Source organism: Murinocardiopsis flavida (genome assembly GCF_003014485.1).
Lineage (GTDB): Bacteria > Actinomycetota > Actinomycetes > Streptosporangiales > Streptosporangiaceae > Murinocardiopsis > Murinocardiopsis flavida.
In genome coordinates this window covers 473,408-495,104 of sequence record NZ_PYGA01000001.1, presented here as the reverse complement: position 1 = coordinate 495,104, position 21,697 = coordinate 473,408, and the positions used below count along the sequence as shown (strand labels likewise).

20 protein-coding genes are annotated in these 21,697 nt (G+C 73.1%); 14 read left to right on the top strand and 6 right to left on the bottom strand.

Features of this window, described 5'->3' with window-relative positions:
- Positions 1-305 precede the first annotated feature (305 nt).
- Together CLV63_RS02185 and hemW are read left to right on the top strand one after the other, a co-directional pair.
- A complete protein-coding gene (locus CLV63_RS02185; protein ID WP_245928526.1) occupies positions 306-965 on the top strand; it encodes an MOSC domain-containing protein in 660 nt (219 codons plus the stop codon).
- A 40-nt stretch (positions 966-1,005) separates the two neighbouring features.
- The gene (gene hemW / locus CLV63_RS02180; RefSeq protein WP_106581122.1) at positions 1,006-2,238 is read left to right on the top strand and encodes a radical SAM family heme chaperone HemW; all 1,233 of its coding nucleotides are present in this window, start codon (positions 1,006-1,008) and stop codon (positions 2,236-2,238) included.
- A gap of 27 nt (positions 2,239-2,265) precedes the next feature.
- Here hemW and CLV63_RS33970 read toward each other — a convergent pair whose 3' ends face one another.
- From CLV63_RS33970 to CLV63_RS02160, 3 genes are all read right to left on the bottom strand, one after another.
- Positions 2,266-3,486 carry a DUF4870 domain-containing protein gene (locus CLV63_RS33970; RefSeq protein ID WP_211301097.1) on the bottom strand — a complete coding sequence of 407 codons (1,221 nt, stop codon included), beginning with the start codon at positions 3,484-3,486 and terminating at the stop codon, positions 2,266-2,268.
- A gap of 106 nt (positions 3,487-3,592) precedes the next feature.
- Entirely contained in the window at positions 3,593-4,444 is an 852-nt protein-coding gene (locus tag CLV63_RS02165) for a DUF3097 domain-containing protein (protein ID WP_106581121.1), read from the bottom strand.
- Between the two features lie 83 nt (positions 4,445-4,527).
- The gene (locus CLV63_RS02160) at positions 4,528-5,175 is read right to left on the bottom strand and encodes a hypothetical protein (RefSeq protein WP_106581120.1); all 648 of its coding nucleotides are present in this window, start codon (positions 5,173-5,175) and stop codon (positions 4,528-4,530) included.
- A gap of 178 nt (positions 5,176-5,353) precedes the next feature.
- Between CLV63_RS02160 and hrcA the strand changes: the two genes are divergently transcribed.
- The 3 genes from hrcA (at position 5,354) to CLV63_RS02145 (ending at position 8,407) form a co-directional block, all read left to right on the top strand.
- A complete protein-coding gene (gene hrcA / locus CLV63_RS02155) occupies positions 5,354-6,367 on the top strand; it encodes a heat-inducible transcriptional repressor HrcA (RefSeq protein ID WP_106581119.1) in 1,014 nt (337 codons plus the stop codon).
- A complete protein-coding gene (gene dnaJ, locus CLV63_RS02150; protein ID WP_106581118.1) occupies positions 6,368-7,507 on the top strand; it encodes a molecular chaperone DnaJ in 1,140 nt (379 codons plus the stop codon).
- Positions 7,508-7,666: 159 nt separating this feature from the next.
- Complete coding sequence (locus tag CLV63_RS02145; protein ID WP_106581117.1) at positions 7,667-8,407, top strand: 16S rRNA (uracil(1498)-N(3))-methyltransferase; 741 nt, start codon at positions 7,667-7,669, stop codon at positions 8,405-8,407.
- 87 nt (positions 8,408-8,494) lie between these two features.
- On the opposite strand, the gene CLV63_RS02140 is transcribed toward CLV63_RS02145, so the two are convergent.
- The gene (locus tag CLV63_RS02140; RefSeq protein ID WP_106581116.1) at positions 8,495-9,124 is read right to left on the bottom strand and encodes a hypothetical protein; all 630 of its coding nucleotides are present in this window, start codon (positions 9,122-9,124) and stop codon (positions 8,495-8,497) included.
- Entirely contained in the window at positions 9,121-9,660 is a 540-nt protein-coding gene (locus CLV63_RS02135) for a SigE family RNA polymerase sigma factor (RefSeq protein WP_106581115.1), read from the bottom strand. The genes CLV63_RS02140 and CLV63_RS02135 overlap by 4 nt, the downstream gene beginning before the upstream one ends.
- 535 nt (positions 9,661-10,195) lie before the next feature.
- On the opposite strand from CLV63_RS02135, the gene CLV63_RS02130 reads away from it, so the two are divergent.
- The 6 genes from CLV63_RS02130 (at position 10,196) to era (ending at position 15,165) form a co-directional block, all read left to right on the top strand.
- Entirely contained in the window at positions 10,196-10,552 is a 357-nt protein-coding gene (locus CLV63_RS02130; protein WP_106581114.1) for a histidine triad nucleotide-binding protein, read from the top strand.
- Between the two features lie 153 nt (positions 10,553-10,705).
- Positions 10,706-11,761: a PhoH family protein gene (locus tag CLV63_RS02125; RefSeq protein ID WP_106581113.1), complete on the top strand. Its 1,056-nt coding sequence runs from the start codon at positions 10,706-10,708 to the stop codon at positions 11,759-11,761.
- A gap of 63 nt (positions 11,762-11,824) precedes the next feature.
- Positions 11,825-12,325: an rRNA maturation RNase YbeY gene (gene ybeY, locus CLV63_RS02120; protein ID WP_106581112.1), complete on the top strand. Its 501-nt coding sequence runs from the start codon at positions 11,825-11,827 to the stop codon at positions 12,323-12,325.
- Positions 12,322-13,680: a hemolysin family protein gene (locus tag CLV63_RS02115; RefSeq protein ID WP_106581111.1), complete on the top strand. Its 1,359-nt coding sequence runs from the start codon at positions 12,322-12,324 to the stop codon at positions 13,678-13,680. The genes ybeY and CLV63_RS02115 overlap by 4 nt, the downstream gene beginning before the upstream one ends.
- A gap of 35 nt (positions 13,681-13,715) precedes the next feature.
- Entirely contained in the window at positions 13,716-14,075 is a 360-nt protein-coding gene (locus CLV63_RS02110) for a cytidine deaminase (protein ID WP_106581110.1), read from the top strand.
- 121 nt (positions 14,076-14,196) lie between these two features.
- Entirely contained in the window at positions 14,197-15,165 is a 969-nt protein-coding gene (gene era, locus CLV63_RS02105) for a GTPase Era (RefSeq protein ID WP_106581109.1), read from the top strand.
- A gap of 65 nt (positions 15,166-15,230) precedes the next feature.
- Here the strand turns inward: era and CLV63_RS02100 are convergent, their stop codons facing one another.
- On the bottom strand, positions 15,231-16,034 hold the full coding sequence (locus CLV63_RS02100) for an IclR family transcriptional regulator (protein ID WP_106581108.1): 804 nt from the start codon (positions 16,032-16,034) through the stop codon (positions 15,231-15,233).
- Positions 16,035-16,284: 250 nt separating this feature from the next.
- On the opposite strand from CLV63_RS02100, the gene CLV63_RS02095 reads away from it, so the two are divergent.
- The 3 genes from CLV63_RS02095 (at position 16,285) to CLV63_RS02085 (ending at position 21,336) form a co-directional block, all read left to right on the top strand.
- On the top strand, positions 16,285-17,592 hold the full coding sequence (locus CLV63_RS02095; RefSeq protein ID WP_245928525.1) for a DUF6986 family protein: 1,308 nt from the start codon (positions 16,285-16,287) through the stop codon (positions 17,590-17,592).
- A gap of 138 nt (positions 17,593-17,730) precedes the next feature.
- On the top strand, positions 17,731-19,080 hold the full coding sequence (allB, locus tag CLV63_RS02090) for an allantoinase AllB (protein WP_106581106.1): 1,350 nt from the start codon (positions 17,731-17,733) through the stop codon (positions 19,078-19,080).
- 831 nt (positions 19,081-19,911) lie between these two features.
- Positions 19,912-21,336, top strand: a complete 1,425-nt coding sequence (locus CLV63_RS02085) for an HNH endonuclease (RefSeq protein ID WP_106581105.1) — start codon at positions 19,912-19,914, stop codon at positions 21,334-21,336.
- Positions 21,337-21,697 lie beyond the last annotated feature (361 nt).

Sequence of the window (21,697 nt, the reverse complement as noted above, 5' to 3'; positions counted from 1 at the left end):
AGACTGCCTGGTTCTGCCTGGTTCTCTGGTGGATCGGCCTCTGGTGGCGTTGACACGCGTCCATGGCGCCGCGGCCGGTCCGTCGGCATGGGTCCGGCGCGCGGGCGCAGGCGTTGCGACGATCTCACGCGTGCCGAACGGCACATCCGGGGTGGGTGCCGATATCCGGGGGGCCTTGTCCGCGGCCCCGCAGGGCCGGGCGCGCCCGCGTCGCGCGTACGGGCGCTCCGCCGCGGCGGCGCGGGACGGCCGCGGCGGGGCACCGGCCGACCGGGACCGGCCGCGGCTGTACTACCGTGCACACCATGGGGATGGCGCTCGTGGGCTCGGTCAACGTCGGTACCGCTGTCGACGCCGACTGGGCCGGACGGCTCAAACGCACGGCGATCGACAAGCGGCCGGCACCCGGCCGGGTCGCGGTGCACACGCTCGGCCTCGACGGCGACGAGCAGGCCGACCTCGCCAACCACGGAGGGCCCGACCAGGCCGTCTACGCCTACGCCCGCGAAGAGCTCGACCTGTGGTCCGAACGCCTCGGCCGGCCGCTCCGCGACGGCGTGTTCGGGGAGAACCTCACCACGACCGGCCTTGAGGTCAGCCGCGCCCGCATCGGCGAGCGCTGGCGCATCGGCAGCGCGCTCCTCGAGGTCACCGTGCCCCGCACCCCGTGCTCCGTCTTCAAGGCGTGGCTCGACGACGAACCGGGCTGGGTGAAGCGGTTCAGCGAGGAGGCGCGCACCGGCGCCTACCTGCGGGTGGTCGAGGAGGGCGAGGTCGCAGCGGGCGACCCCGTCATCACCGAGTACCGCCCCGACCACGGCATCGACCTCACCACGGCGTTCCGGGCCGGCCGCGACAACGACCTCGACCTGCTGGAGCGCGTCCTCGCGATCCCCGGCCGCTCCGACAAATGGCGGCCCGTCGCAGACCAGGTGCGCCGCCGGCGCGCAGCGGGCCCCTCCTGAGTCGGCGCGGCCGCTGGTCACCATCACCGACACTGGACACATGCCTTCCGTACCGCTCGACGGCGAGCCCGTCCCCGACGACGGCCGGCTCCCGGCGGGGAGCCTCGCCGGCCTGGGCACCCGCCCGTTCGGCCTCTACGTGCACGTCCCGTTCTGCGTCACCCGCTGCGGCTACTGCGACTTCAACACCTACACCGCCACCGAACTCCGCTCCGCCGACGGCACCGCGGCCTCCTCCCGCGAGACCTACGCCGACCAGGCCGTCGCGGAGATCCGGCAGGCACGCAGGGTCCTCGGCGCGGCCGAACTCCCCGTCGAGACGGTGTTCGTCGGCGGCGGCACACCCACCCTCCTCAGCCCCGCGGACCTCGGCCGGGTGCTCGCCGCCGTCGACGCCGAGTTCGGCCTGGCGCCCGGCGCCGAGGTCAGCACCGAGGCCAACCCCGAGACGGTCGACCGCGACTCACTCGCCGCCCTGCGCGACGCCGGGTTCACCCGCGTCTCCTTCGGCATGCAGAGCGTCAGCCCGCACGTGCTGGACGTCCTCGACCGCACCCACACGCCCGGCCGCCCGCAGCAGTGCGTCACCTGGGCCCGCGAGGCCGGATTCGACCACGTCAACCTGGACCTGATCTACGGCACCCCCGGCGAGAGCGACGCCGACTGGAAGGAGTCGCTCCAGGCCGCCGTCGCAGCGGGGCCCGACCACGTCTCCGCGTACTCGCTGATCGTCGAGGACGGCACCCGGCTCGCCGCGCGCGTCAGGCGCGGCGAGCTCGCCGCGCCCGACGACGACACCATGGCCGACCGCTACCTGATGGCCGACGACCTGCTGTCCGCGGCCGGATACCACTGGTACGAGGTGTCGAACTGGGCGACGACCGAGGCGGGGCGCAGCCGCCACAACCGGCTGTACTGGACCGGCGGCGACTGGTGGGGCGTCGGCCCCGGGGCGCACTCCCACGTCGGTGGCACGCGCTGGTGGAACGTCAAGCACCCCGCGGCCTACGCCGCGCGGCTCGCCGCGGGGCGCAGCCCCGGCCAGGCGCGCGAGACCCTGGACGCCGCCGACCGCAGGTTCGAACGCATCCTGCTGGAGCTGCGCATCGTCGAGGGGTGCCCCTTGGACCTGCTGGAGCCCGACGGCCTGCGCGCCGCCGCGCGCGCGGCGGCAGACGGCCTGCTCGACCCCGCCGCGTACGACGACGGCCGCGCCGTGCTGACACGGCGCGGCCGGTTGCTGGCCGACGCGGTGGTCCGCGACCTCACGTGACGCGAAGGTCCGGCGGCGGCGCGCAGGTCACTTGACGAAGCGGATCGTCGCCGGATAGCGGAACCACTTCCCCTTGGTGGTCTGGAACGCGGCGATGACGCCCGCGACGATCGCGAGCCCCCACACCACGATGATCAGCCCGGAGCCGATGCGCGAATAGTCGGGGGCGAACACCGCCAGCCCGAGGAACAGCGCCCAGGAGATCACGTAGGGGATGAGCAGTGTGAGCTGGAAGTTCAGCGCCTCGCTGGTGTGGTGCTTGAGGAAGGCCGAGCGCTGCTTCTTGACCATGTGGATGATCATCGTCGGCAGCCAGCCCACGCACGACATGATCATCCCGGCCAGGTGCGCGATCATCGACCAGGTGACGTCGTCGGACCCGGCGCCGCCCGCCGCGCCCTGCTGCTGCGCGCCGTAGCCCTGCGCGTAGGCGGGGTCCTGCGCGTAGGCGGGGTCCTGCGGGTAGCCCTGCTGGGGGTCGGCGTAGCCGGGCTGCGCGCCGGTGGGCTGCGCCTGCGGGTACCCCTGCTGGGCGCCGCCGGAGTACTGCTGCTGCTCCTGGCCGTAGCCCGGCTGCCCGTACCCCTGCTGGGCCTCGCCCGGGTACTGCTGCTGGCCGTACCCGGGCTGGCCGCCGGATTGGGCCTGCGGGTACCCCTGCTGCCCGTAGCCCTGCTGGCCGCCGGAGTACTGCTGCTCCTGGCCGTAGCCCGGTTGGGCGCCGCCGGGCTGGGCCTGCGGGTAGCCCTGCTGGCCCTGCTGCCCGTAGCCGGGCTGCCCGCCGCTGGGGTACTGCTCCTGGCCGTACCCGGGTTGGCCGCCGGGCTGGGCCTGCGGGTACCCCTGCTGGCCGTAACCCTGCTGGCCGTAGCCCTGCTGGGCGCCGCTGGAGTACTGCTGGCCGTAGCCGGGCTGCGCTCCCGAGGGGTAGCCCTGCTGGCCCTGCTGCCCGTAGCCGGACTGGCCGCCGCTGGGGTACTGCTCCTGGCCGTACCCCGGTTGGGCGCCGCCGGGTTGGGCCTGCGGGTAGCCCTGCCGGCCCTGCTGTCCATAGCCGGGCTGCCCGCCGCTCGGGTACTGCTGCTCCTGGCCGTAGCCCTGCTGCTCTCCCGACGGGTGCTGCCCGTACTGACCGTAGCCGGGCTGACCGCCGGTACCCGCCTGCCCGGACGGATTGGGGCCATGGGCCTGCTGGCCGCCCGATGCGGGATCGTGGGGCGGTGGGGAATGGGGCGGTGTCTCGCTCATGGTGTCCCTTGGCTCTTGCCTATTGTGCCGGGCCGAATCGCGGGGTTCCGGTCGCATTGGTACGGGCGCGTCCGGAGACGCGCGACGCGCGGTCCTCGGAACGAGCCTAGCCCCCGCTGGAGTCGGCGGCGGTGACGAAGTCGATGAGTTCTTCGACGCGTCCGAGCAGTTCGGGTTCCAGATCGGCGAAGGTGCGGACCGACCCGAGGATGCGCCGCCAGGCGTCCGGCGGCTCCTCACGCCACCCCAGCCGCTCCAGCACGCCCTCCTTCCACGGGATACCCCGCGGGACCTCCGGCCACGCCGGGATCCCCACGGCGGACGGTTTCACCGCGGCCCAGACGTCGACGAACGGGTGCCCGGCGACCAGGACGTGCGGCGAGGTGACCTCGGCGGCGATCCGGCTCTCCTTGGAGCCCTTGACCAGGTGGTCGACCAGCACGCCGAGGTGCCGGCCCGGGCCCGGGCCGAACTCCGCCACGATCTCGGGCAGGTGGTCGATCCCCTCCAGGTACTCCACCACCACGCCCTCGACGCGCAGGTCATGGCCCCAGATCCGCTCGACCAACTCGGCGTCGTGCACGCCCTCGACGTAGATCCGGCTCTCCTTCGCGACCTGCGACCGCAGGTCGCGCACCGCGACGGAGCCCGACGCGCTGCGCAGCGCAGCCGGCCGGGCGGCGGCGGTGGGCCGGACGAGGGTCACCGGCACGCCGTCGATGAGGAAGGCCGCGGGGGCGAGGTCGAACACGCGGCGCCGCCCGTTGCGGTCCTCCAGCGTGACGGTCTGCTTGTCGCAGGCGACCACGGCGCCGCAGAACCCTTCGTCGCCGGACTCCGCCACGAGCCCCTGCTCAGCCGGGACCTCCTTGACGATGCCCTTGCGGGGCCGCCGCCAGTCGCCGGCGAGGACGTCGGCCGGGTACCGGGATGAGGGCTTCTCGGGATTCCTGCGCACGGCCGGGATTCTAGTGGCCCGCCCGAGGGCGGCGGCAGTGCGGGCGCGGCGTGTCCGCGGTCCGCCGCGCGCGGCCTGGCGGGTCACCCGCCGTACCCGGGCCCGCCGTACCCGGGGCCCCACGCGTCCGGCCGGGCCCCGCTCATGAGCCTGCGGCGGTGGCTGCGGCGCCGGACGGCCGTCACGATGAGGATCGGCACGCCGATGACCAGCCCGAGCGCCGGCAGCAGGAAGAACGACGCGAGCCCGCCCGCGAGCCCGGTGGCGAACCTCACCCCGTTGTCGCCGTACCCGACGCCGAACTCGGCACCGCTGTCCGCCGCGCATGCGATGGTGTAAGTGCCCGGTTCGCTGATGTCGATGGCGGCGGCGAGGACCCACGTCTGGTCGCCGGACGTCGTCTCCTGGCTGAAGTTCGCCATGTCGAAGGCCGCGTCCGGGTCGGGGCCGTCGATCGTGCAGGAGTCGTCGACCTCGGAGGACGTCATCGGGCGGTCGGCGTAGAGGAGCCAGGTGCGCGTATCGTCGTTGGCGCGCCCGGCCTGGAGGACGGCCTCCTCGCCGGCGTGGAACCTCGTTTCGAGTTCGGGCATGCCGAGGGCGCTCACCAGGCCGATGGCGAATCCGGTGATGCCCGCCACGAACCCGGCCAGGATCACCAGGCCGCCGGCCCAGTACCACCATCGGCGCGGTCGGAGCTCCGCGGGTTTCGGCTGGGGCGCGTGGAACATGGCCTCATACTCGCACTGTCGCCCGGACCGGGCCACGGCGTGCGGCGGGCCGGTGACGTGGCGGTTCACGGCCCGTTGACCGGCGCGCGGAGCGCGAGGGCGGCTCCCGCCCCTGCGGAGCGGTCGGCGGGCGCATAGAATTAGCACTGAGGACCACGGAGTGCCAGGAGGTGGGGTTGTGCTCAACGAGCGCAAACTCGCCGTGCTGCGTGCCATCGTCGAGGACCACGTGTCCACGAATGAACCCGTGGGCTCCAAGGGCATCGCCGACCGGCACACACTCGGCGTCTCGCCGGCGACCATCCGCAACGACATGGTGGCCTTGGAGGAAGAGGGCTACATCGCCCAGCCGCACACGAGTGCGGGCCGGGTGCCCACCGACAAGGGGTACCGCCTTTTCGTCGACCGGCTGTCCAACGTCAAGCCGCTGTCGCAGGCGGAGCGCCGCGCCATCGAGACCTTCCTCACCGGCGCGGTCGACCTCGACGAGATCGTCGCCCGCACGGTGCGGCTGCTCGCGCAGCTGACCCGCCAGGTCGCGATCGTGCAGTACCCGTCGCTGACCCGCTCATCGGTGCAGCACATCGAGCTCGTCCCGCTGGGCGGCCAGCGCGTCATGATGGTGCTCATCCTCAACACCGGCCGCGTCGAGCAGCGGGTCATCGAGGGCATGGGGCAGGTCACCGAGGACGCCGTGGAGAACCTCCGCGGGCGCCTGAACCGGGCGCTGGTCGGCACGTGGCTCACCGATGTGCCCACGTCCGTCTCCGACCTCCCCGCGCAGATGCCCCCCGAGGAGCGCCCCATGGCGGCGCTGGTCCTGTCGGTGCTGCTGGAGAGCCTCGTGGAGCGGCACGAGGAGAAGATCATGCTCGCGGGGACCGCGAATCTCGCGGCGGTCGATTTCTCGGCTAGCCTGCGTGAGGTTCTCGAGGCATTGGAAGAAAACGTCGTCCTCATACGTTTGCTCGGTGAGGTGGGCGACCCGTCCATGCTCTCGGTGCGCATCGGAGCCGAGAACTCCCACGAGGGCCTGCGATCCACGTCGATCGTCTCTGCCGGCTACGGCATCGGCGACCAGTCGCTGGCCAAACTCGGGGTTGTGGGCCCGACCCGAATGGACTACCCGGGAACGATGGGAGCGGTACGCGCAGTGGCACGTTACGTCGGAACGATCTTGGCGGGGCAGTAAGTGGCCAGGGATTACTACGAGATCCTCGGAGTGCGGCGCGAGGCGTCCAAGGACGAGATCAAGAAGGCATACCGGCGGCTCGCGCGGGAACTCCACCCCGACGTCAACCCCGACCCCGCCACCCAGGAGCGCTTCAAGGAAGTGACCCAGGCCTACGAGGTCCTCTCTGACGAGAGCAAGCGCCGCATGTTCGACATGGGCGCCGACCCGTTCGCGCAGTCCGGTGCCGGCGGCGGGTTCGGCGGCGGCGCCGCGGGGTTCCCCTTCGACGACATCATGAACGCCTTCTTCGGCGGGGGCGGCGGTGGCGGGCGCGGACCGCGCGACCGCGCGCGGCGCGGCCGCAGCATCAAGGTGCGGGTCGAGCTCGACCTCTCCGAGACCGCGTTCGGCGTCACCAAGGACGTCACGTTCCCCACCGCGGTGCTGTGCGACACCTGCCACGGCGAGGGCACCGCCAACGGCACCCAGCGCCACACCTGCGACATGTGCCAGGGGCGCGGCGAGGTGTCTCAGGTCACCCGCTCCTTCCTGGGTCAGGTCATGACCACCCGGCCGTGCCCGCAGTGCGCCGGGCAGGGCACCGTCATCACCGACCCCTGCCCCGACTGCGCGGGCGAGGGCCGGGTCCGCGAGCGGGTCACCCGCAAGGTGCAGATCCCCGCCGGTGTCGAGGACGGCACCCAGATCCAGCTCGCGGGCGAAGGCGAGATCGGCCCCAACGGCGGGCCCCGCGGCGACATCTTCCTGGAGATCGTGCAGAAGCCGCACCCGATCTTCGAGCGGCGCGGCGACGACCTGCACTGCACCGTCACCGTTCCCATGACCGCCGCCGCGCTCGGCGCGTCCCTCACAATCGAGACCCTCGACGGCGAGGAGGAGGTCGACGTCCGGCCGGGCACCAACTCCGACCACGTCATCACCCTCGACGGCCGCGGCTGCCGGCACCTGAACGACCCCGGCCGCGGCGACCTCATGATCCGGGTGAACGTCGAGACCCCGAACAAGCTCGACGAGGAGCAGGAGGCGCTGCTGCGCAAGTTCGCGGAACTGCGCGGCGAGAACCACCCTCCGGGCAAGTTCAGCCCGGGGCACGGCAACTTCTTCTCCCGCCTGCGCGACGCGTTCGGCACCCGCTGACCGGCGGGCGGCGCCCGCCTCTCCGGGGGCGGGCGCCGCTTCCGGTGCGCGCCGGCGCGCTGTTCGACCCCTGGCCGGGGCCCTCATCCGAGGGGCCCGGCCGCTGTGCTGCACCGCCCGGGGCGCGGCGCCCGCCGGGCCGATCGAGAGGACGGGACCGTGACCGCACCGGTGTTCGTGACCGAGCCGGGCGCCCTCGCCCTCGACCGCGTCGTCCTCACCGGTCCTGAGGGCCGCCACGCCGCCGCGGTGCGGCGGCTGCGCGAGGGCGAGACCGTCGACCTGGTCGACGGGGCGGGCGTCCGCGCGCGCTGCGTCGTCGCCTCCACCGGCAAGGACACCATCACCTGCGACGTCGTCGACCGCGCCGAAGAACCGCCGCCGCGCCCCCGCATCACCGTCGTGCAGGCGCTGCCGAAGGGCGACCGCGGCGAACTCGCCGTGGAACTCATGACCGAGGCCGGTGTGGACGCCATCGTGCCGTGGGCCGCCGAGCGCTGCGTCACCCGGTGGAAGCCCGACCGTGCGGCGAAGGCACTGGCGAAATGGCGGTCCGCGGCCCGCGAAGCGGCGAAGCAGGCGCGGCGCAGCAGGGTGCCGGAGGTGTCCGAGCCGACCGCCACCGCCGCGGCCGCCGCGGCGGTGGGCGCCGCCACCGCGGCGATCGTGCTGCACGAAGAGGCCGACACCCGGCTGGCGGCGCTGCCGCTGCCGGAGCCGTCGGAGGACGCGCACATCGTGCTGGTGGTGGGCCCCGAGGGCGGCCTCACCGACACCGAACTGGCGGCGTTCGACGCCGCGGGCGGTGTGCGCGCGCTCCTGGGCCCCACGGTGCTGCGCACCTCGACGGCGGGGGTCGCCGCGCTCTCGGTCCTCCAGGCGCGCACCGGGCGCTGGTAGCAGTCCCCGGCGGCATGCCCGCGGTCTGGTTCTCGGCCACCGACGCGCGTCCTGTTCAGTACCCGCCGGGCCGGTACCCGGCACCCGCTACGGCTGGACTTCGGGCTGCGGGCTCGGCTCGGGCTGGCCGGTGTTGGGCGGCGGGCTCTCGCCGGGGACCTCGCCGCCGGGTGTGGGACCGGGCTCCGCGGGGCCCTCTGTGGGACGGCACTCCTCGGCGGCGTCCTCTTCGGCGCCGGACCGGGCGGCCGGGGGCTCGGCCGGCGGCTCGGAGCAGTTCGAGGAGATGCGCGGCTGCTCCTCGGGGTCCTCGTGCGGCGGGGGGTTCTCCGGGGTCGGCTGCGGTGCGGGCTCGCCGCCACCCGGGCCGGGCGGCTCGTCGCCGTCCGGCGGCTCGGAGGGCTCACCGTGCGGGCGGCCCTCGCCGGTCTCGGTGTCGGGCGAGTGCGAGGACTCGGCCGAGGTGACGGGGCCGGGCATGAACTGCTCGCGGATCTGCGGTGTGCCGATGAGGACCGAGCCGACGATCGCCGCCGCGGCGGCGACCGCAGTGGCGGGCCGCAGCCAAGACAGGCCGAGCCAGGAGGCGAAAGGGCGGTGCTGGGTGCGGGAGCGGATGCGCTCCAGCGCGTCGGCTGAAGGCGCGACGGAGTCGGCCTCGGCACGCAGGATCGCGCGGAGCCGGTCGTCCGTCTCGTCGTTGAACGGTTCGGTCATGTCGTCTGCTCCAGAACAGAGCGCAGTGCGGCAATACCTCGGGCGGTGTGACTCTTCACGGCGCCCTTGCTGATCCCCATGGCGTCGGCGATCTGCGCTTCGGAGAAGTCGCCGTAGTAGCGGAGCACGATGGCCTCGCGCTGCCGGGTGGGCAGTCCCCGGAGCGCTTCGATGACCGCGGCGCGTTCGAGGAGCCCGAGCGCGCCGTGCTCGGCGCTGGGCTCATCGGGCAGCGCCTTGGGCGCGTGCTTGTCGACCACCGCGCGGTGCCGCAGCACCGACCTTGCCTTGTTCACGACCGACTGGCGCAGGTAGGCGACCGCCTTGTTGGGGTCGCGCAGCCGCCGCCAGGCGCCGTGCATGGCCACGAAGGCGTCCTGCACGACCTCCTCGGCGGTCGCGAAGTCGCGCACGAGCAGGGTCGCGAGCCGCACCAGCGGGCGGTAATGGGCGCTGTAGAGCTGAGTCACCGCTTGGTCGGCGTCCCATTCCGCGGCTTCTGCGGTGATGGCCGCCGCGGACGACGCCGCCACCATTGTCTCCGTCACGTTGTTAGGACGCGTGTCGGCCTCGTCGGGTTTACGACGGAGTGGCGCCGATTCGCCTCGTTCGGTAGCGGCGGTCTCGCGCGGTTCCGGGGCGGGGCGCCCGCGCGCGGCGAACCACCGGGGGACGGCCTTCACCGAACACTCACCTTCGCCTTGCTCCGCCCGACAGTTCTGGTGGCCCGCTTCGGCAACTCCTTGCGGAATCCACGCGAACGACCAGAATAACCCGCGTTCTCCGCCGCGTTTCCGGCCAGGAAAGGCCAATCACGTCGGTTTGGCGCGGGCCCAGCGCGCGCTTGTGGGAGCGGACCGCGCGTCCCACCGTAGGAGATCGCGCGCAGTGCTGCGGCGGAATCGGCCAACAGGCCGGGCCGGGAACGGTGCGCGCGGCCCGCGGACGACACCACCCCGCACTCGGGCATCATTGGTGCCGTACAGCGGGCCCGACCGGGCGGCACGGCCGAGCGGAACCGGCCCGAACAGCGACGATCCAAACAGCGACGATCCAAAAGGGGGACCTCCGGTGGCGGCGACCGACCCGGACTGCCTGTTCTGCAAGATCGTGGCGGGCGACGTGCCCGCCGAGATCGTCCGGAGAGGGGAGCGCACCCTCGCATTCCGCGACATCAACCCCCAGGCGCCGACGCATGTGCTGGTCATTCCGCACGAGCACTTCGCGGACGCCGCGGCGGCAGCGGCCGCGGGAACCGGCCTCACCGACGAGATGGTGCGCGAAGCGCACGAGGTCGCGGTCGCCGACGGGGTCGCGGAGAGCGGCTACCGAGTGGTGTTCAACACGGGCTCGGGAGCGGGGCAGACCGTCTTCCACGTCCACGCCCACGTCCTGGGCGGGCGCGGCCTCCAATGGCCCCCCGGGTAACCGGCGGAAATCCACTCGGGGACGACCGGTCGGCGTTGGTAGAATCACAGATGTCACAGGGCCGGACCGCAGCTCCCGCGACCATCCGCGGAAGACCGGGCCCGACCTCAACGGATGCGAAGGGTAGGGGCGAGACGGCCACCAGGCCACACCATGGTCGATTCAACGCAACAGCACCGCAATCAGGTCAAGATCGTCGTACCGGCCGAGCACCTGATGGTCCGACTGCTGGGGTCCGGCGACGAACTGCTGAGGACCGTCGAGCGCTCCTTTGCCAGCGACATCCACGTCCGCGGCAACGAGATCACCGTCAGTGGCACCCCCGAGGAGACCTCGATGGTGGTGCGCCTCATCGAGGAACTCCTCGAACTCGTCAAGGGCGGCGCCCAGATCAGCCCCGATGACATCGACCGCACACTGGGCATGCTGCGCAGCCAGGGCACCGGCTCCGAGCGTCCCGCCGACGTCCTCACCCTGGACATCCTCTCGGCGCGCGGGCGCACCATCAGGCCGAAGACCCTGAACCAGAAGCACTACGTCGACGCCATCGACAAGCACACCGTCGTGTTCGGCATCGGCCCGGCCGGCACCGGCAAGACCTACCTCGCCATGGCGAAGGCCGTGAAGGCGTTGCAGGCCAAGCAGGTCAACCGGATCATCCTGACCCGCCCGGCCGTCGAGGCCGGCGAGCGCCTCGGGTTCCTGCCCGGCACCCTGTACGAGAAGATCGACCCCTACCTGCGGCCGCTGTACGACGCCCTGCACGACATGCTCGACCCGGAGTCCATCCCCAAGCTCATGGCGGCCGGGACCATCGAGGTGGCGCCGCTCGCCTACATGCGCGGCCGCACCCTCAACGACTCCTTCATCATCCTCGACGAGGCGCAGAACACCTCGCCCGAGCAGATGAAGATGTTCCTGACCCGCCTGGGGTTCGGCTCCAAGGTCGTCGTCACCGGCGACGTCACCCAGGTCGACCTGCCCGGCGGGCACGCCAGCGGCCTGGGCACCATCGAGCACATCCTCGAAGGCATCCGCGACATCGGCTTCTGCCGGCTGAACAGCAACGACGTGGTCCGCCACAAGCTGGTCAGCGAGATCGTCGACGCCTACGGACGCTACGACCTCGAACAGAACGTCCAGCACAACGGCGCGCGCACGCACGCCGGGCGGTCCCGTTCCGGCACATCGCCGAACGGCGCCAGGTGATCTCCCTCCCGCGGGGCCGCGGCCCCGCGGGAGGCTTTCTCATGACTAACGAAGGCACGGCACATGACCATTGACGTCGCGAACGAGTCCGGCGTCCCCGGCGACGAAGCCCGGCTCGCTCAGCTCGCCCGGTTCGTCCTCGACCAGATGCGCGTCCACCCGCTCGCCGAGCTGTCCGTCAACCTCGTGGACGAAGAGGTCATGACCGACCTGCACGTGCGGTGGATGGACGAGCCCGGTCCCACCGATGTGCTGTCGTTCCCCATCGACGAGCTGCGCCCCGGCGGCCCCGGCCGCACCTCGGCACCCGGCGTCCTGGGCCAGGTCGCCATCTGCCCGCAGGTGGCCCAGCGCCAGGCCGAACGGGGCGGGCACAGCGAGCAGGCAGAGGTCGACCTGCTGCTCACGCACGGCATCCTGCACCTCCTCGGCTACGACCACGCCGAGCCCGAGGACCACAAGGAGATGTTCGGCCTCCAGGCCGAACTGGTCGAAGGGTGGCTCACGAGCCGCGGCGAGGACACCGCCACCGCGGCCAAGCCGGCGCCCGACTCCGTCCGATGATCGATGCCGTCACCGGGCGCGAAGCGCTGGAGCTGAGCGCCGCGTTCGGATTCGCCGTCCTGCTGTCCCTGCTGGCGGCGTTCTTCGTGAGCGCGGAGGTCGCGCTGGCCCGCGCCTCGCGCATGGGCGTGTCCGAACTCGTCGGGTCCGACCGCCGCGGCGTCCGGCAGCTGGAGATCATCGCGGCCGACCCCGCCCGGCACCTCAACATGGTGCTGCTGCTGCGGGTGGTCTGCGAGGTCCTGGCGACGCTGGCGCTCGCCGTCGGGTTCATCGACTGGCTCGGACTCGGCTGGGTCGCGGTCACCGCGTCGGCCGTGCTGATGGTCCTGGTGAACTACGTGCTGATCGGGGTCACACCGCGCATCCTCGGCCGCCAGTTCCCCGCTGCGGTCGCGCTGGTCGGGGCGAGCGTGGTCCACCCCATCACCCTGGTGCTCGGGCCGCTCGCCCAGCTGCTGGTGTGGCTGGGGCGCGCCTTCACCCCGCGGGGCATCGGCGACAGGGAAGGGCCGTTCGCCAGTGAGGACGAGCTCCGCCACATGGTCGACCTCGCGGAGCGCGGGCATGTCATCGACGCCGAGGAACGGCAGATGATCCACTCCGTCTTCAAGCTCGACGACACCTCGGTGCGCGAGGTCATGGTGCCTCGCCCCGACATCGTGTTCATCGACCACGACGACGACGTCGACGGCGCGCTCGCGCTGGCGCTGCGCAGCGGGTTCTCCCGCATCCCCGTGGCGGGCGAGAACGAGGACGACGTCGTGGGGATCGTCTACCTCAAGGACGTCGTCGCCCGGCTGCGCGACACCTGGGCCGGGCGCAGTGAGGCCGAGAGCGAGGGGGCCGCGGCCGACGGGAGCCGCACCGTGCGCGACATCATGCGCGACGCCACCTACGTCCCCGACTCCAAGCCGATCGACGAGCTGCTGCGCGAGATGCAGCAGCAGCGCATCCACGTGGCCGTTGTCATCGACGAGTACGGCGGCACCGCCGGGTTGGTGACCATCGAGGACATCGTCGAGGAGATCGTGGGCGAGATCACCGACGAGTACGACGACGAGGTGCCCCCCATCGAGCGCCTGGGCGAGGACAAGGCGCGCGTCACCGCGCGGCTGCCGCTCGGCGAACTCGCCGAGCTGTTCGACGTGGAACTCGACGCCGACGACGTCGAGACGGTCGGCGGCCTGCTCGCCTACGTCCTCGGCCGGGTGCCGCTCACCGGCTCGGAGGTCGAGTTCTCCGGCCTGCGGCTCACAGCGGAGGACCCGTCGGGCCGCCGCAACCAGACGGCCACCGTCCTGGTGGAGCGCATGCCGGCCGGTGACCCGCCCGGCGCGGCGGAGCAACCGTGAAGCAACTGTGAAGCAACCGTGAGGAGTGCCACCCGATGAACGCCCCCGGGCCGCAGGGCCCCGAGGAGCTGGCGGCCGAGGACGCCAAACTGCTGACACTGGCGCGGTCCTCCCGCGCGCGCAACGGCGCGGCCGAGGGCGCGGCGGTGCGCGACGAGACCGGCCGCACCTACGCCGCGACGACCGTGGCACTGGCGTCGTTGGCGGTCACGGCGCTCCAGGCCGCGGTGGCGGCGGCGGTGTCGAGCGGGGCGGAGTCCCTGGAGGCGGCCGTCGTGGTCTCCGCGGCCGGCGCCCCGGCGGACGCCGACCTCGCTGTCGCGGCGGAGCTCTCCGCCGCGGTGGTGGTCCTCGCCGCGCCCGACGGCACCGTGCGGGCCGTGCACCGGCCCTGAACCGCGCACCAGCGGTACGGCCGACAGTACGGCCGACAGGCGGTGCCGCAGACCGGCGGTACCGCAGACGGCGGGCGCCGCGATGGTTCCGCCCGCTCCGAACGCCAGCGAGACTGGACACATGGACGACCTCGACCTCGAACGACTCCGGGTGCCGCTGCCGATGCCCGCCGCCCCGGAGGGCTTCCGCAGCGGCTTCGCCTGCTTCGTCGGCCGCCCCAACGTGGGCAAGTCGACATTGATGAACGCGCTGGTGGGGCAGAAGGTGGCGATCACGAGCAGCCGCCCGCAGACCACCCGGCGCACGGTGCGCGGCATCGTGCACCGCGACGACGCCCAGCTGATCGTGGTCGACACCCCCGGCCTGCACAAGCCGCGGACCCTCCTGGGCGAGCGGCTCGACAGCCTGGTGCGCTCGACACTGGTCGAGGTCGACGTCATCGGTTTCTGCGTGCCGGCGAACGAGCCCATCGGGCGCGGCGACACCTATATCGCCCGCGAGCTCGCCGAGCAGCACAACACCCCGGTGGTGGCGCTGGTCACCAAGACCGACACCGCCGACCGCTCCCAGATCACCGAGCAGCTCCTCGCGGTGTCGCAACTGGGCGCGTGGGCCGATGTCGTCCCGGTGTCGGCCGAAAGCGGCTACCAGGTCGACACAGTGACCGACGTCCTCTGCGGCCACCTGCCGGAAGGGCCGCCGCTCTACCCCGAGGGCGACCTCACCGACGAACCCGACGCCATGCTGGTCGCCGAGCTCGTGCGCGAGGCATCGCTCGAAGGGGTCCGCGACGAGCTGCCGCACTCCATCGCCGTCGTCGTGGACGAGATGAGCGAGCGGCGCGACCGCGAGCCGGGGAACGAGCTCATCGACATCTACGCCTCGCTGTACGTCGAGCGCTCCAGCCAGAAGGCGATCGTCATCGGGTCGAAGGGGGCCCGCCTGCGCGACGTCGGATCCAGGGCGCGCGCGCAGATCGAGGCGCTGCTGGGCGCCAAGGTCTTCCTCGACCTGCGGGTGCGGGTCGCGAAGGACTGGCAGCGCGACCCCAAGCAGCTCCGCCGGCTCGGATTCGACCAGCAGACCTGACCCGGTCCAGGCCCGGGCCAGGGCCAGGGCCAGGGTCGGAGCCTGGGCCGGGCCGCGGGCCGCAGCTAGCTCTGGTTGTTGAGGTCCACGGCGAGGCTCGCCGCGCTGCGCTGCACGATGGGTGCCGCCCGCTCCACGAAGTCCCAGCTCACCCGGGCTTCGGGGCCGGAGATGGAGACCGCCATCATGGCGGGTCCGCCGCGAACGGGCACCGCCAGGCAGCGCACCCCGATCTCCTGTTCGCCGTCGTCGATGGCGTAGCCGCGCTCGCGGATGCGGTCGAGCTCGGTGGCGAACTCGTCGTGGGTGGTGATCGTGCGGTCGGTGGCGGCCGGCATCCCCGTGCGGCGCACGGTCGCCAGCGCCTCGTTCTCGGGGAGCTGCGCCAGCAGGGCCTTGCCGACCCCGGCGGAGTGGGGCAGCACACGGCGGCCGACCTCGGTGAACATTCGCATCGCGTGCGGCGACGGCACCTGCGCGACGTAGACGACCTTGTCGCCGTCGAGCATGGCGAGGTTGGCGGTCTCGCCGAGTTGCTCGACCAGTTCGGCGAGGTGCGGCCGGGCCCAGGTGCCGAGCATGCGCGACGCGCTCTCGCCGAGGCCGATGAGGCGCGGCCCGAGGGCGTACCGGCGCGAGGGGAGCTGGCGGACGTAGCCGTTCCCGACCAGCGTGCGGATGATCCGGTGGATGGTGGGCAACGGCAGGCCGGAGGAGCCGGCGAGCTGGCTGAGGGAGATCTCACCACCGGCGTCGGCCATGATCTCCAGCAGGGCGAACGCGCGGTCGAGGGACTGGACCCCGCCGGACCGGTTGCGGACCTCGCTGTCTGCGGTTGTCTGTGGCGTTGCCAACGGTGGTGCTCCCATCACGTGCCGCCCCGGCGGTTCGGCTCCGTCGACACTGTATTCGGACTTCGCTTTCTGCGATACGAAAATCCGGCGCCGGATGTTCGGAGGCGGTCCCCGGCCGGGCACCGGACCCGCGATGTTCGTTCCGAATTGCAGAAGTTATTGTCCGCGATATAGAAGTATGGCACGGTGGATCGGCGGACACCGGGACCATGCGGGACGACTGCGGGGCGAACCGGGCCGCGTGAGCGGAAAGGGGACGGCGGACGTGGGTGTGCAGCAGGCCGGGCAGGACAGGCAGCAGGCCGGAGCCGAGGGATGGGACCGGCTCGGCGACGCGCTCGACGAGCGGCTCGCCGAATCCGACGCGCTCCTCGCGTCGCGGTTCCCCGGCGAGACGGGCCGCCGCCAACCCGTGCACACGGTGTACGTCCCCGCCGACCGCATCAGCCGCGGCATCGCGCGCGACTGGGGTGAGCAGGCGGCCCGCTCGGTCGAGACGTTCGCGCCCGACACCGCCGCCCTCGCCGACGCGACGGGGATCGACCGGCAGGCCGTCGAGGAGTGCCTGCCGCGCGTCCTCGCGAAGCTGCGCGACGAACCGGTCGAGGACCTGCGCATCGACCTGGAGGACGGCTACGGCGCGCGCCCCGACGCCGAGGAGGACGCGCACCTGCTCGCGGCGGCCGAGGCGCTCGCCGCCGACCAGGCGGCCGGGGCCGCGCCGCCGTACTGGGGCATCCGGTTCAAGGGTATGGAGGCCGCCGGACGCCGCCGCGGCCTGCGCAGCCTGGGCATGTTCGTCCAGGCCGTGCTGGAGCACGCGGGGGAGCTGCCCGACGGATTCACGCTGACACTGCCCAAGATCACCTCGGTCGACCAGGTCGAGGCCATGGTGTGGGTGGCCGAACGGCTCGAGGAGCGGTTCGGGCTGACAGCAGGGCGCCTCGGGTTCGAGCTCCAGATCGAGACCCCGCAGTCGGTCATGGACCCCGACGGGGCCGCGGCGGTGGCGCGCATGCTGCACGTGGGAGATGGCCGGGTCACCGCCCTGCACTACGGCACCTACGACTACAGCGCGGCGTGCGGGGTGACCGCGGCGTTCCAGAGCATGGCGCACCCCGTCGCCGACCACGCGAAGGCCGTCATGCAGCTCGCGGCGGCAGGGACCGGGGTCTGGCTCTCCGACGGCGCCACCAATATCGTCCCCGTGGGCACCCCCGCCGAGGTGCACGCCGCGTGGCGGCTGCACGCCGGACTCGTCCGCCGGTCCCTGGAACGCGCCTACTACCAGGGCTGGGACATGCACCCGCACCAACTCGTAACCCGCTACCTCGCCACCTACGCGTTCTACCGCGAGGCGTTCGCCCCGGCGGCGGCCCGGCTGCGCGCTTACCTCGGCGCCGTCGAAGGCGGCGTCATGGACGAGCCGGCAACGGCGCAGGCACTCGCCGCCGTGCTGGCCCGCGGTGTCCAATGCGGCGCGCTCGGCGCGGACGAGGTCGCCGAGGCCACCGGCGCGAGCACCGAGGAGATCACCGGATTCGCGCACCGCAGGGTCGGCCAGGACGGCTGAGCGGTACTGGAGAGCCGGGACGCCGGTCCGGTGGGTGACCGGGTGGGGAATCCGGGCAGGCCGGGACGCCGGACCGGCCGGGACGGCCGAGGGCGGCCCGCACGGGCGCGGTGCCCGGAAACGCGATAGGGGGAAGACATGTCCGAGGACTACGACCTGGTGATCCGGGCCCGCAGCGCCGTCACCCCTGAAGGCGAGCGGCCCGCCGCCGTGGCGGTGCGCGACGGCCGGATCGCCGCGGTGGCGGAGTACGCCGCGCCGCTGCGCGCCCGCAGCGACGTCGAACTCGACGGCGCCGAGGTACTGCTGCCCGGTCTTGTCGACAGCCACGTCCACGTCAACGAGCCCGGCCGCACCGACTGGGAGGGCTTCGCCAGCGCGACGCGTGCCGCGGCGGCCGGCGGCGTCACCACCATCGTGGACATGCCGCTGAACAGCATTCCCCCCACCACGACCGCCGCAGGGCTGGCGGCGAAGCGGTCGGCCGCCGAGGGGCAGGTCAGCGTCGACGTCGGGTTCTGGGGCGGTGCGGTGCCCGAGAACACGGCCCCCGGAGGCGTCGCCGAACTGAAGAAGCTGCACGACCAGGGTGTCTACGGTTTCAAGTCGTTCCTGTCGCCTTCGGGAGTCGATGAGTTCGGCCACCTCACCGCCGCGGAGTTCCGGTCGGCGGCCGAGGCGATCGGGACGTTCGGCGGCCTGCTCATCGTGCACGCCGAGGATCCAGGGGTGCTCGACGCCGCCCCGGACGCGGCAGGGCGCGACTACGCCTCCTTCCTGGCGTCGCGCCCCGATGAGGCCGAGCACGACGCCATCGCCCTGGTCATCGAGACCGCACGCGCCACCGGAACGCGATCCCACATCCTGCACCTGTCGAGCGCGACGGCCCTGCCGATGATCAGGCGTGCGAAGGACGACGGCGTTCCGATCACCGTGGAGACCTGCCCGCACTACCTCACCATCGCCGCCGAACAGGTGCCCGCGGGGGCGACCCAGTTCAAGTGCTGCCCGCCCATCCGCGGCGCCGCCAACCGCGACGCGCTGTGGCAGGCCCTCGGCGAGGGGCTCATCGACTGCATCGTCAGCGACCACTCGCCGAGCACGCCCGACCTCAAGGACCTCGCGACCGGTGACTTCGGCACCGCATGGGGCGGGGTGTCGGGGCTCCAGGTGGGGTTCTCCGCTGTCTGGACGGAGGCGCAGCGGCGCGGGTTCGCACTGGGCGACGTGGTGCGCTGGATGGCCGCGGCACCGGCCCGGATCGCGGGCACCGCGGGCAAAGGGCGGATCGCGGTCGGGTCCGACGCCGACTTCGCGGTGGTCGCCCCGGCCGCGGAGTCGACCGTCGACGCGCGGACCCTCCAGCACAAGAACCCGTTGAGCGCCTACGACGGCGCGCTGCTCCGCGGCGTCGTGCGCGCCACGTGGCTGCGCGGAACGCCGGTGGACCCGGACGCCCCGCGCGGTCGCCTCCTCACCCGGGGATGACCGGGGGCCTGTTCCGGGGGATGCCCCAGGGCCGTCCCAGAGGATGACCGGGGCCGTCCGAGTACCGCGTCGACCTGTTCGGCGGCCTGCCCCTGGGCGGGAGTTCGGCGGCCTGCCCCTGGGCGGGAGTGGAGTGTCCCCCTGCGGTGAGCGGCACTGAGAGTGCCGCTCGGGCCGGTTTTTTGGGGTCGGTCCGGCTGCGGGGCGGCCTTGTCGCCGGGCCGCATGCGGGTATGCGGTGGGCAACAGCAGCACCAAGGGCGGCGAGGGCCTGGGGCGGCGGTCATCCAGCAGCACCAAAGGCGCAGGGTTCCGGGGGTGGCGGTCGTCCGCGCGGGGCGTGGACTTTCGGCTTTTCCAGCAGCCTCCGTGCTGTTTTCTCCTCTTCGGGCGCCCTGAAGTGGAAGAGACAGCACGGAGGCCGGTCGCCGGGGGTGGGTGGACGCGGCCCGCTGACACGCTGCGGAGGACCACCGGGCCCGGGCCCCGCCGTCGCTGCCGCCTTTTCATCACCGGCCACCCGCAGGCGGCCCGGCGGCAAGGTCGTCCCGCAGGCGGTCCGGGTCGGGAGGACACCGCCCGGTCCTGGGCGGGGCCGGGGCCGGGCAGCCTCGCCCGGTGCCCGAGGGCCGTCGTGATCACCCGCCCCGAGACGGGCGGGTGGGCGCGGGCCTGACCTGGGGTTTTGCGGAAACGGTCGTGGCGGCCCGATCCACGCCCGTTTCACTACCCCACCGCCATGGCGCCCCGCCGGAGGATCCGTACGAAAACCGCCCGGAAACAGCCGAATGAAACCTCGTAATCGCAGGTGTAAGTAGGTAAAATGAACTTATGGACGAGCAGATGACACCTCCGGCGCCGGGCCCCGCGGCCCGCGCGCTGGAGCTGCTCGACGCCGCCATCACCCAGCTCACCACCCCCACCGCTACGACTGTGCCGCCGGGTGCCGGATCCGCGGTCGCCGAGGACGCACTGTCCCTGCTCGGCGCCACCGGCCGCCTCCAGACCGCGATCGCAGGCCTGCTCGCCGCGGCCGAGACCGCTGGCGGCACCCGCCGCGCGGGCCACCGCGGCCTCGCCGACTTCGCGGCCTGCAAGGCCGGGCTGCCCCGCGACCAGGGCCGCTTCTACGCCGCCTTGGCCCACCCCGCCCCCGGCCTTGAAGCCACCATGGCCGCCGTCGCCGACGGCACCCTGTCCGCGGGCAAGGCCTCCCGCATCCTGCACTGGGTGGAGAAGTGCCTGCCGCGCCGCTGCCGCAGCACGTACCCCGAACCGGCCGACTTCGCCGCCGCCGCCCAGGAGCACCTCCTCACCCACGCGCTGAACCCCGTCACCACCTGCCGCGACCTCGACATCCTCGGGGCCCGGCTGAACGCCGTGCTCGATCCCGAGCGCCACGACGACCAGGAGCACGACCGCCACCTCGGCCGCACCGCGTCCATGGCGCAGTCGGCCGAGGGCGGGTTCTCCTTCTCAATGGGAGGCGACTCGGCGACCGGTGATGAGTGGCGCGCCGCGCTGGAGGCGTTCATGGCCCCGCCCGCCGAGGGCGATGAGCGGCGGGCCGACCAGCGGATGTTCGACGCGGCGTTGGACATGGCCCGGTTCGCGCTGTCCCACGCCGGGCACGCCCCCGGGACCGCGGCCCCGCAGCTGCGCCTGACCGTGCCGCTGGCCACCCTCCAGGGCGAGCCGGGCTCCCCACCCGCGGTGAGTGATTACGGCACGGTGTGGCCGGTCTCGGCGGTGCGAGCGCTGGCCTCCGATTGCCGGCTGCGCCGCCTGGTCACCGACCCCATCACCGGCGCGCCGCTGGATGTGGGTCGGGCCGAGCGGATCTGCCCGCCACATCTGCGCGCGGCGGTGTTGGCCCGGTTCCAGAGCTGTCAGTGGGAGCACGGCTGCGACCGCCCCGCGGCGTGGTGCGAGATGGACCACATCAAGGCGTGGTGGGAGGGCGGGGCGACCTCGCTTTACAACCTCCAGCCGCTGTGCCGGCGCCACAACGTGGCCAAGGAACGCGCCCGGGCCGCCGCTGCGCGCCGGTCGGGTGGCCGCCCGGCCACGGGGGTCGTGCCGCCGGGGCCGCTGGTACCACCGCCGGGATCCGCTCCGCCGCCCGCGCCCCCGGCATCCCCGCCGCCTCCGGGGCCCGCCCCGCCGGGCTCCCCGCCGCCTCCGGGTTCTGCCCCGGGCGGGCCGGGCGGTGATCCGCCGCCCGATACCGGACCGGCCCCGCCCCAGGCGGCCTGAGCCCGGCCCCCACCTCTTGTCCACCCGACCCGTCGGGGCATCCGCCCCGACGGGCCACACCCATGCCCACGAGCCGGTGATGCCGAAGGCCGCCCCCACCACGGCCCGGCCGGTGGCGCCCACGCCTGCCTCGGCGGGCCGCACCCGCAGACCGGTCGGTGGCGGTGGTTGCGGTGGCTGTCCTGCGCGGAGCACCGTGGTGCCGCCGGGTGCTTCGCAGCCGCGGCGGCAGCCCACCCCCGTCGCCCGAGGCATCCGAGGCGTCGGCACCAGCGTCCTCGTGCCTGTCGCGTCAGCGGTGTCGGGGCGGCGCGGAGCGCTGCGGACCGGACGGGGGCACCCACGCCCGCACGCCCACGCT

What these genes read in the sequence shown, in the direction of transcription:
- CLV63_RS02185 (WP_245928526.1), top strand. Translation starts at nt 306, where the DNA reads ATGGGGATGGCGCTCGTGGGCTCGGTCAACGTCGGTACCGCTGTCGAC.
- CLV63_RS02140 (WP_106581116.1), bottom strand. Translation starts at nt 9,124, where the DNA reads ATGACCGAACCGTTCAACGACGAGACGGACGACCGGCTCCGCGCGATC.
- era (WP_106581109.1), top strand. Translation starts at nt 14,197, where the DNA reads ATGGACGACCTCGACCTCGAACGACTCCGGGTGCCGCTGCCGATGCCC.
- CLV63_RS33970 (WP_211301097.1), bottom strand. Translation starts at nt 3,486, where the DNA reads ATGAGCGAGACACCGCCCCATTCCCCACCGCCCCACGATCCCGCATCG.
- CLV63_RS02085 (WP_106581105.1), top strand. Translation starts at nt 19,912, where the DNA reads ATGGACGAGCAGATGACACCTCCGGCGCCGGGCCCCGCGGCCCGCGCG.
- CLV63_RS02110 (WP_106581110.1), top strand. Translation starts at nt 13,716, where the DNA reads ATGAACGCCCCCGGGCCGCAGGGCCCCGAGGAGCTGGCGGCCGAGGAC.
- CLV63_RS02160 (WP_106581120.1), bottom strand. Translation starts at nt 5,175, where the DNA reads ATGTTCCACGCGCCCCAGCCGAAACCCGCGGAGCTCCGACCGCGCCGA.
- CLV63_RS02100 (WP_106581108.1), bottom strand. Translation starts at nt 16,034, where the DNA reads ATGGGAGCACCACCGTTGGCAACGCCACAGACAACCGCAGACAGCGAG.
- CLV63_RS02115 (WP_106581111.1), top strand. Translation starts at nt 12,322, where the DNA reads ATGATCGATGCCGTCACCGGGCGCGAAGCGCTGGAGCTGAGCGCCGCG.
- hemW (WP_106581122.1), top strand. Translation starts at nt 1,006, where the DNA reads ATGCCTTCCGTACCGCTCGACGGCGAGCCCGTCCCCGACGACGGCCGG.
- allB (WP_106581106.1), top strand. Translation starts at nt 17,731, where the DNA reads ATGTCCGAGGACTACGACCTGGTGATCCGGGCCCGCAGCGCCGTCACC.
- CLV63_RS02125 (WP_106581113.1), top strand. Translation starts at nt 10,706, where the DNA reads ATGGTCGATTCAACGCAACAGCACCGCAATCAGGTCAAGATCGTCGTA.
- CLV63_RS02135 (WP_106581115.1), bottom strand. Translation starts at nt 9,660, where the DNA reads ATGGTGGCGGCGTCGTCCGCGGCGGCCATCACCGCAGAAGCCGCGGAA.
- ybeY (WP_106581112.1), top strand. Translation starts at nt 11,825, where the DNA reads ATGACCATTGACGTCGCGAACGAGTCCGGCGTCCCCGGCGACGAAGCC.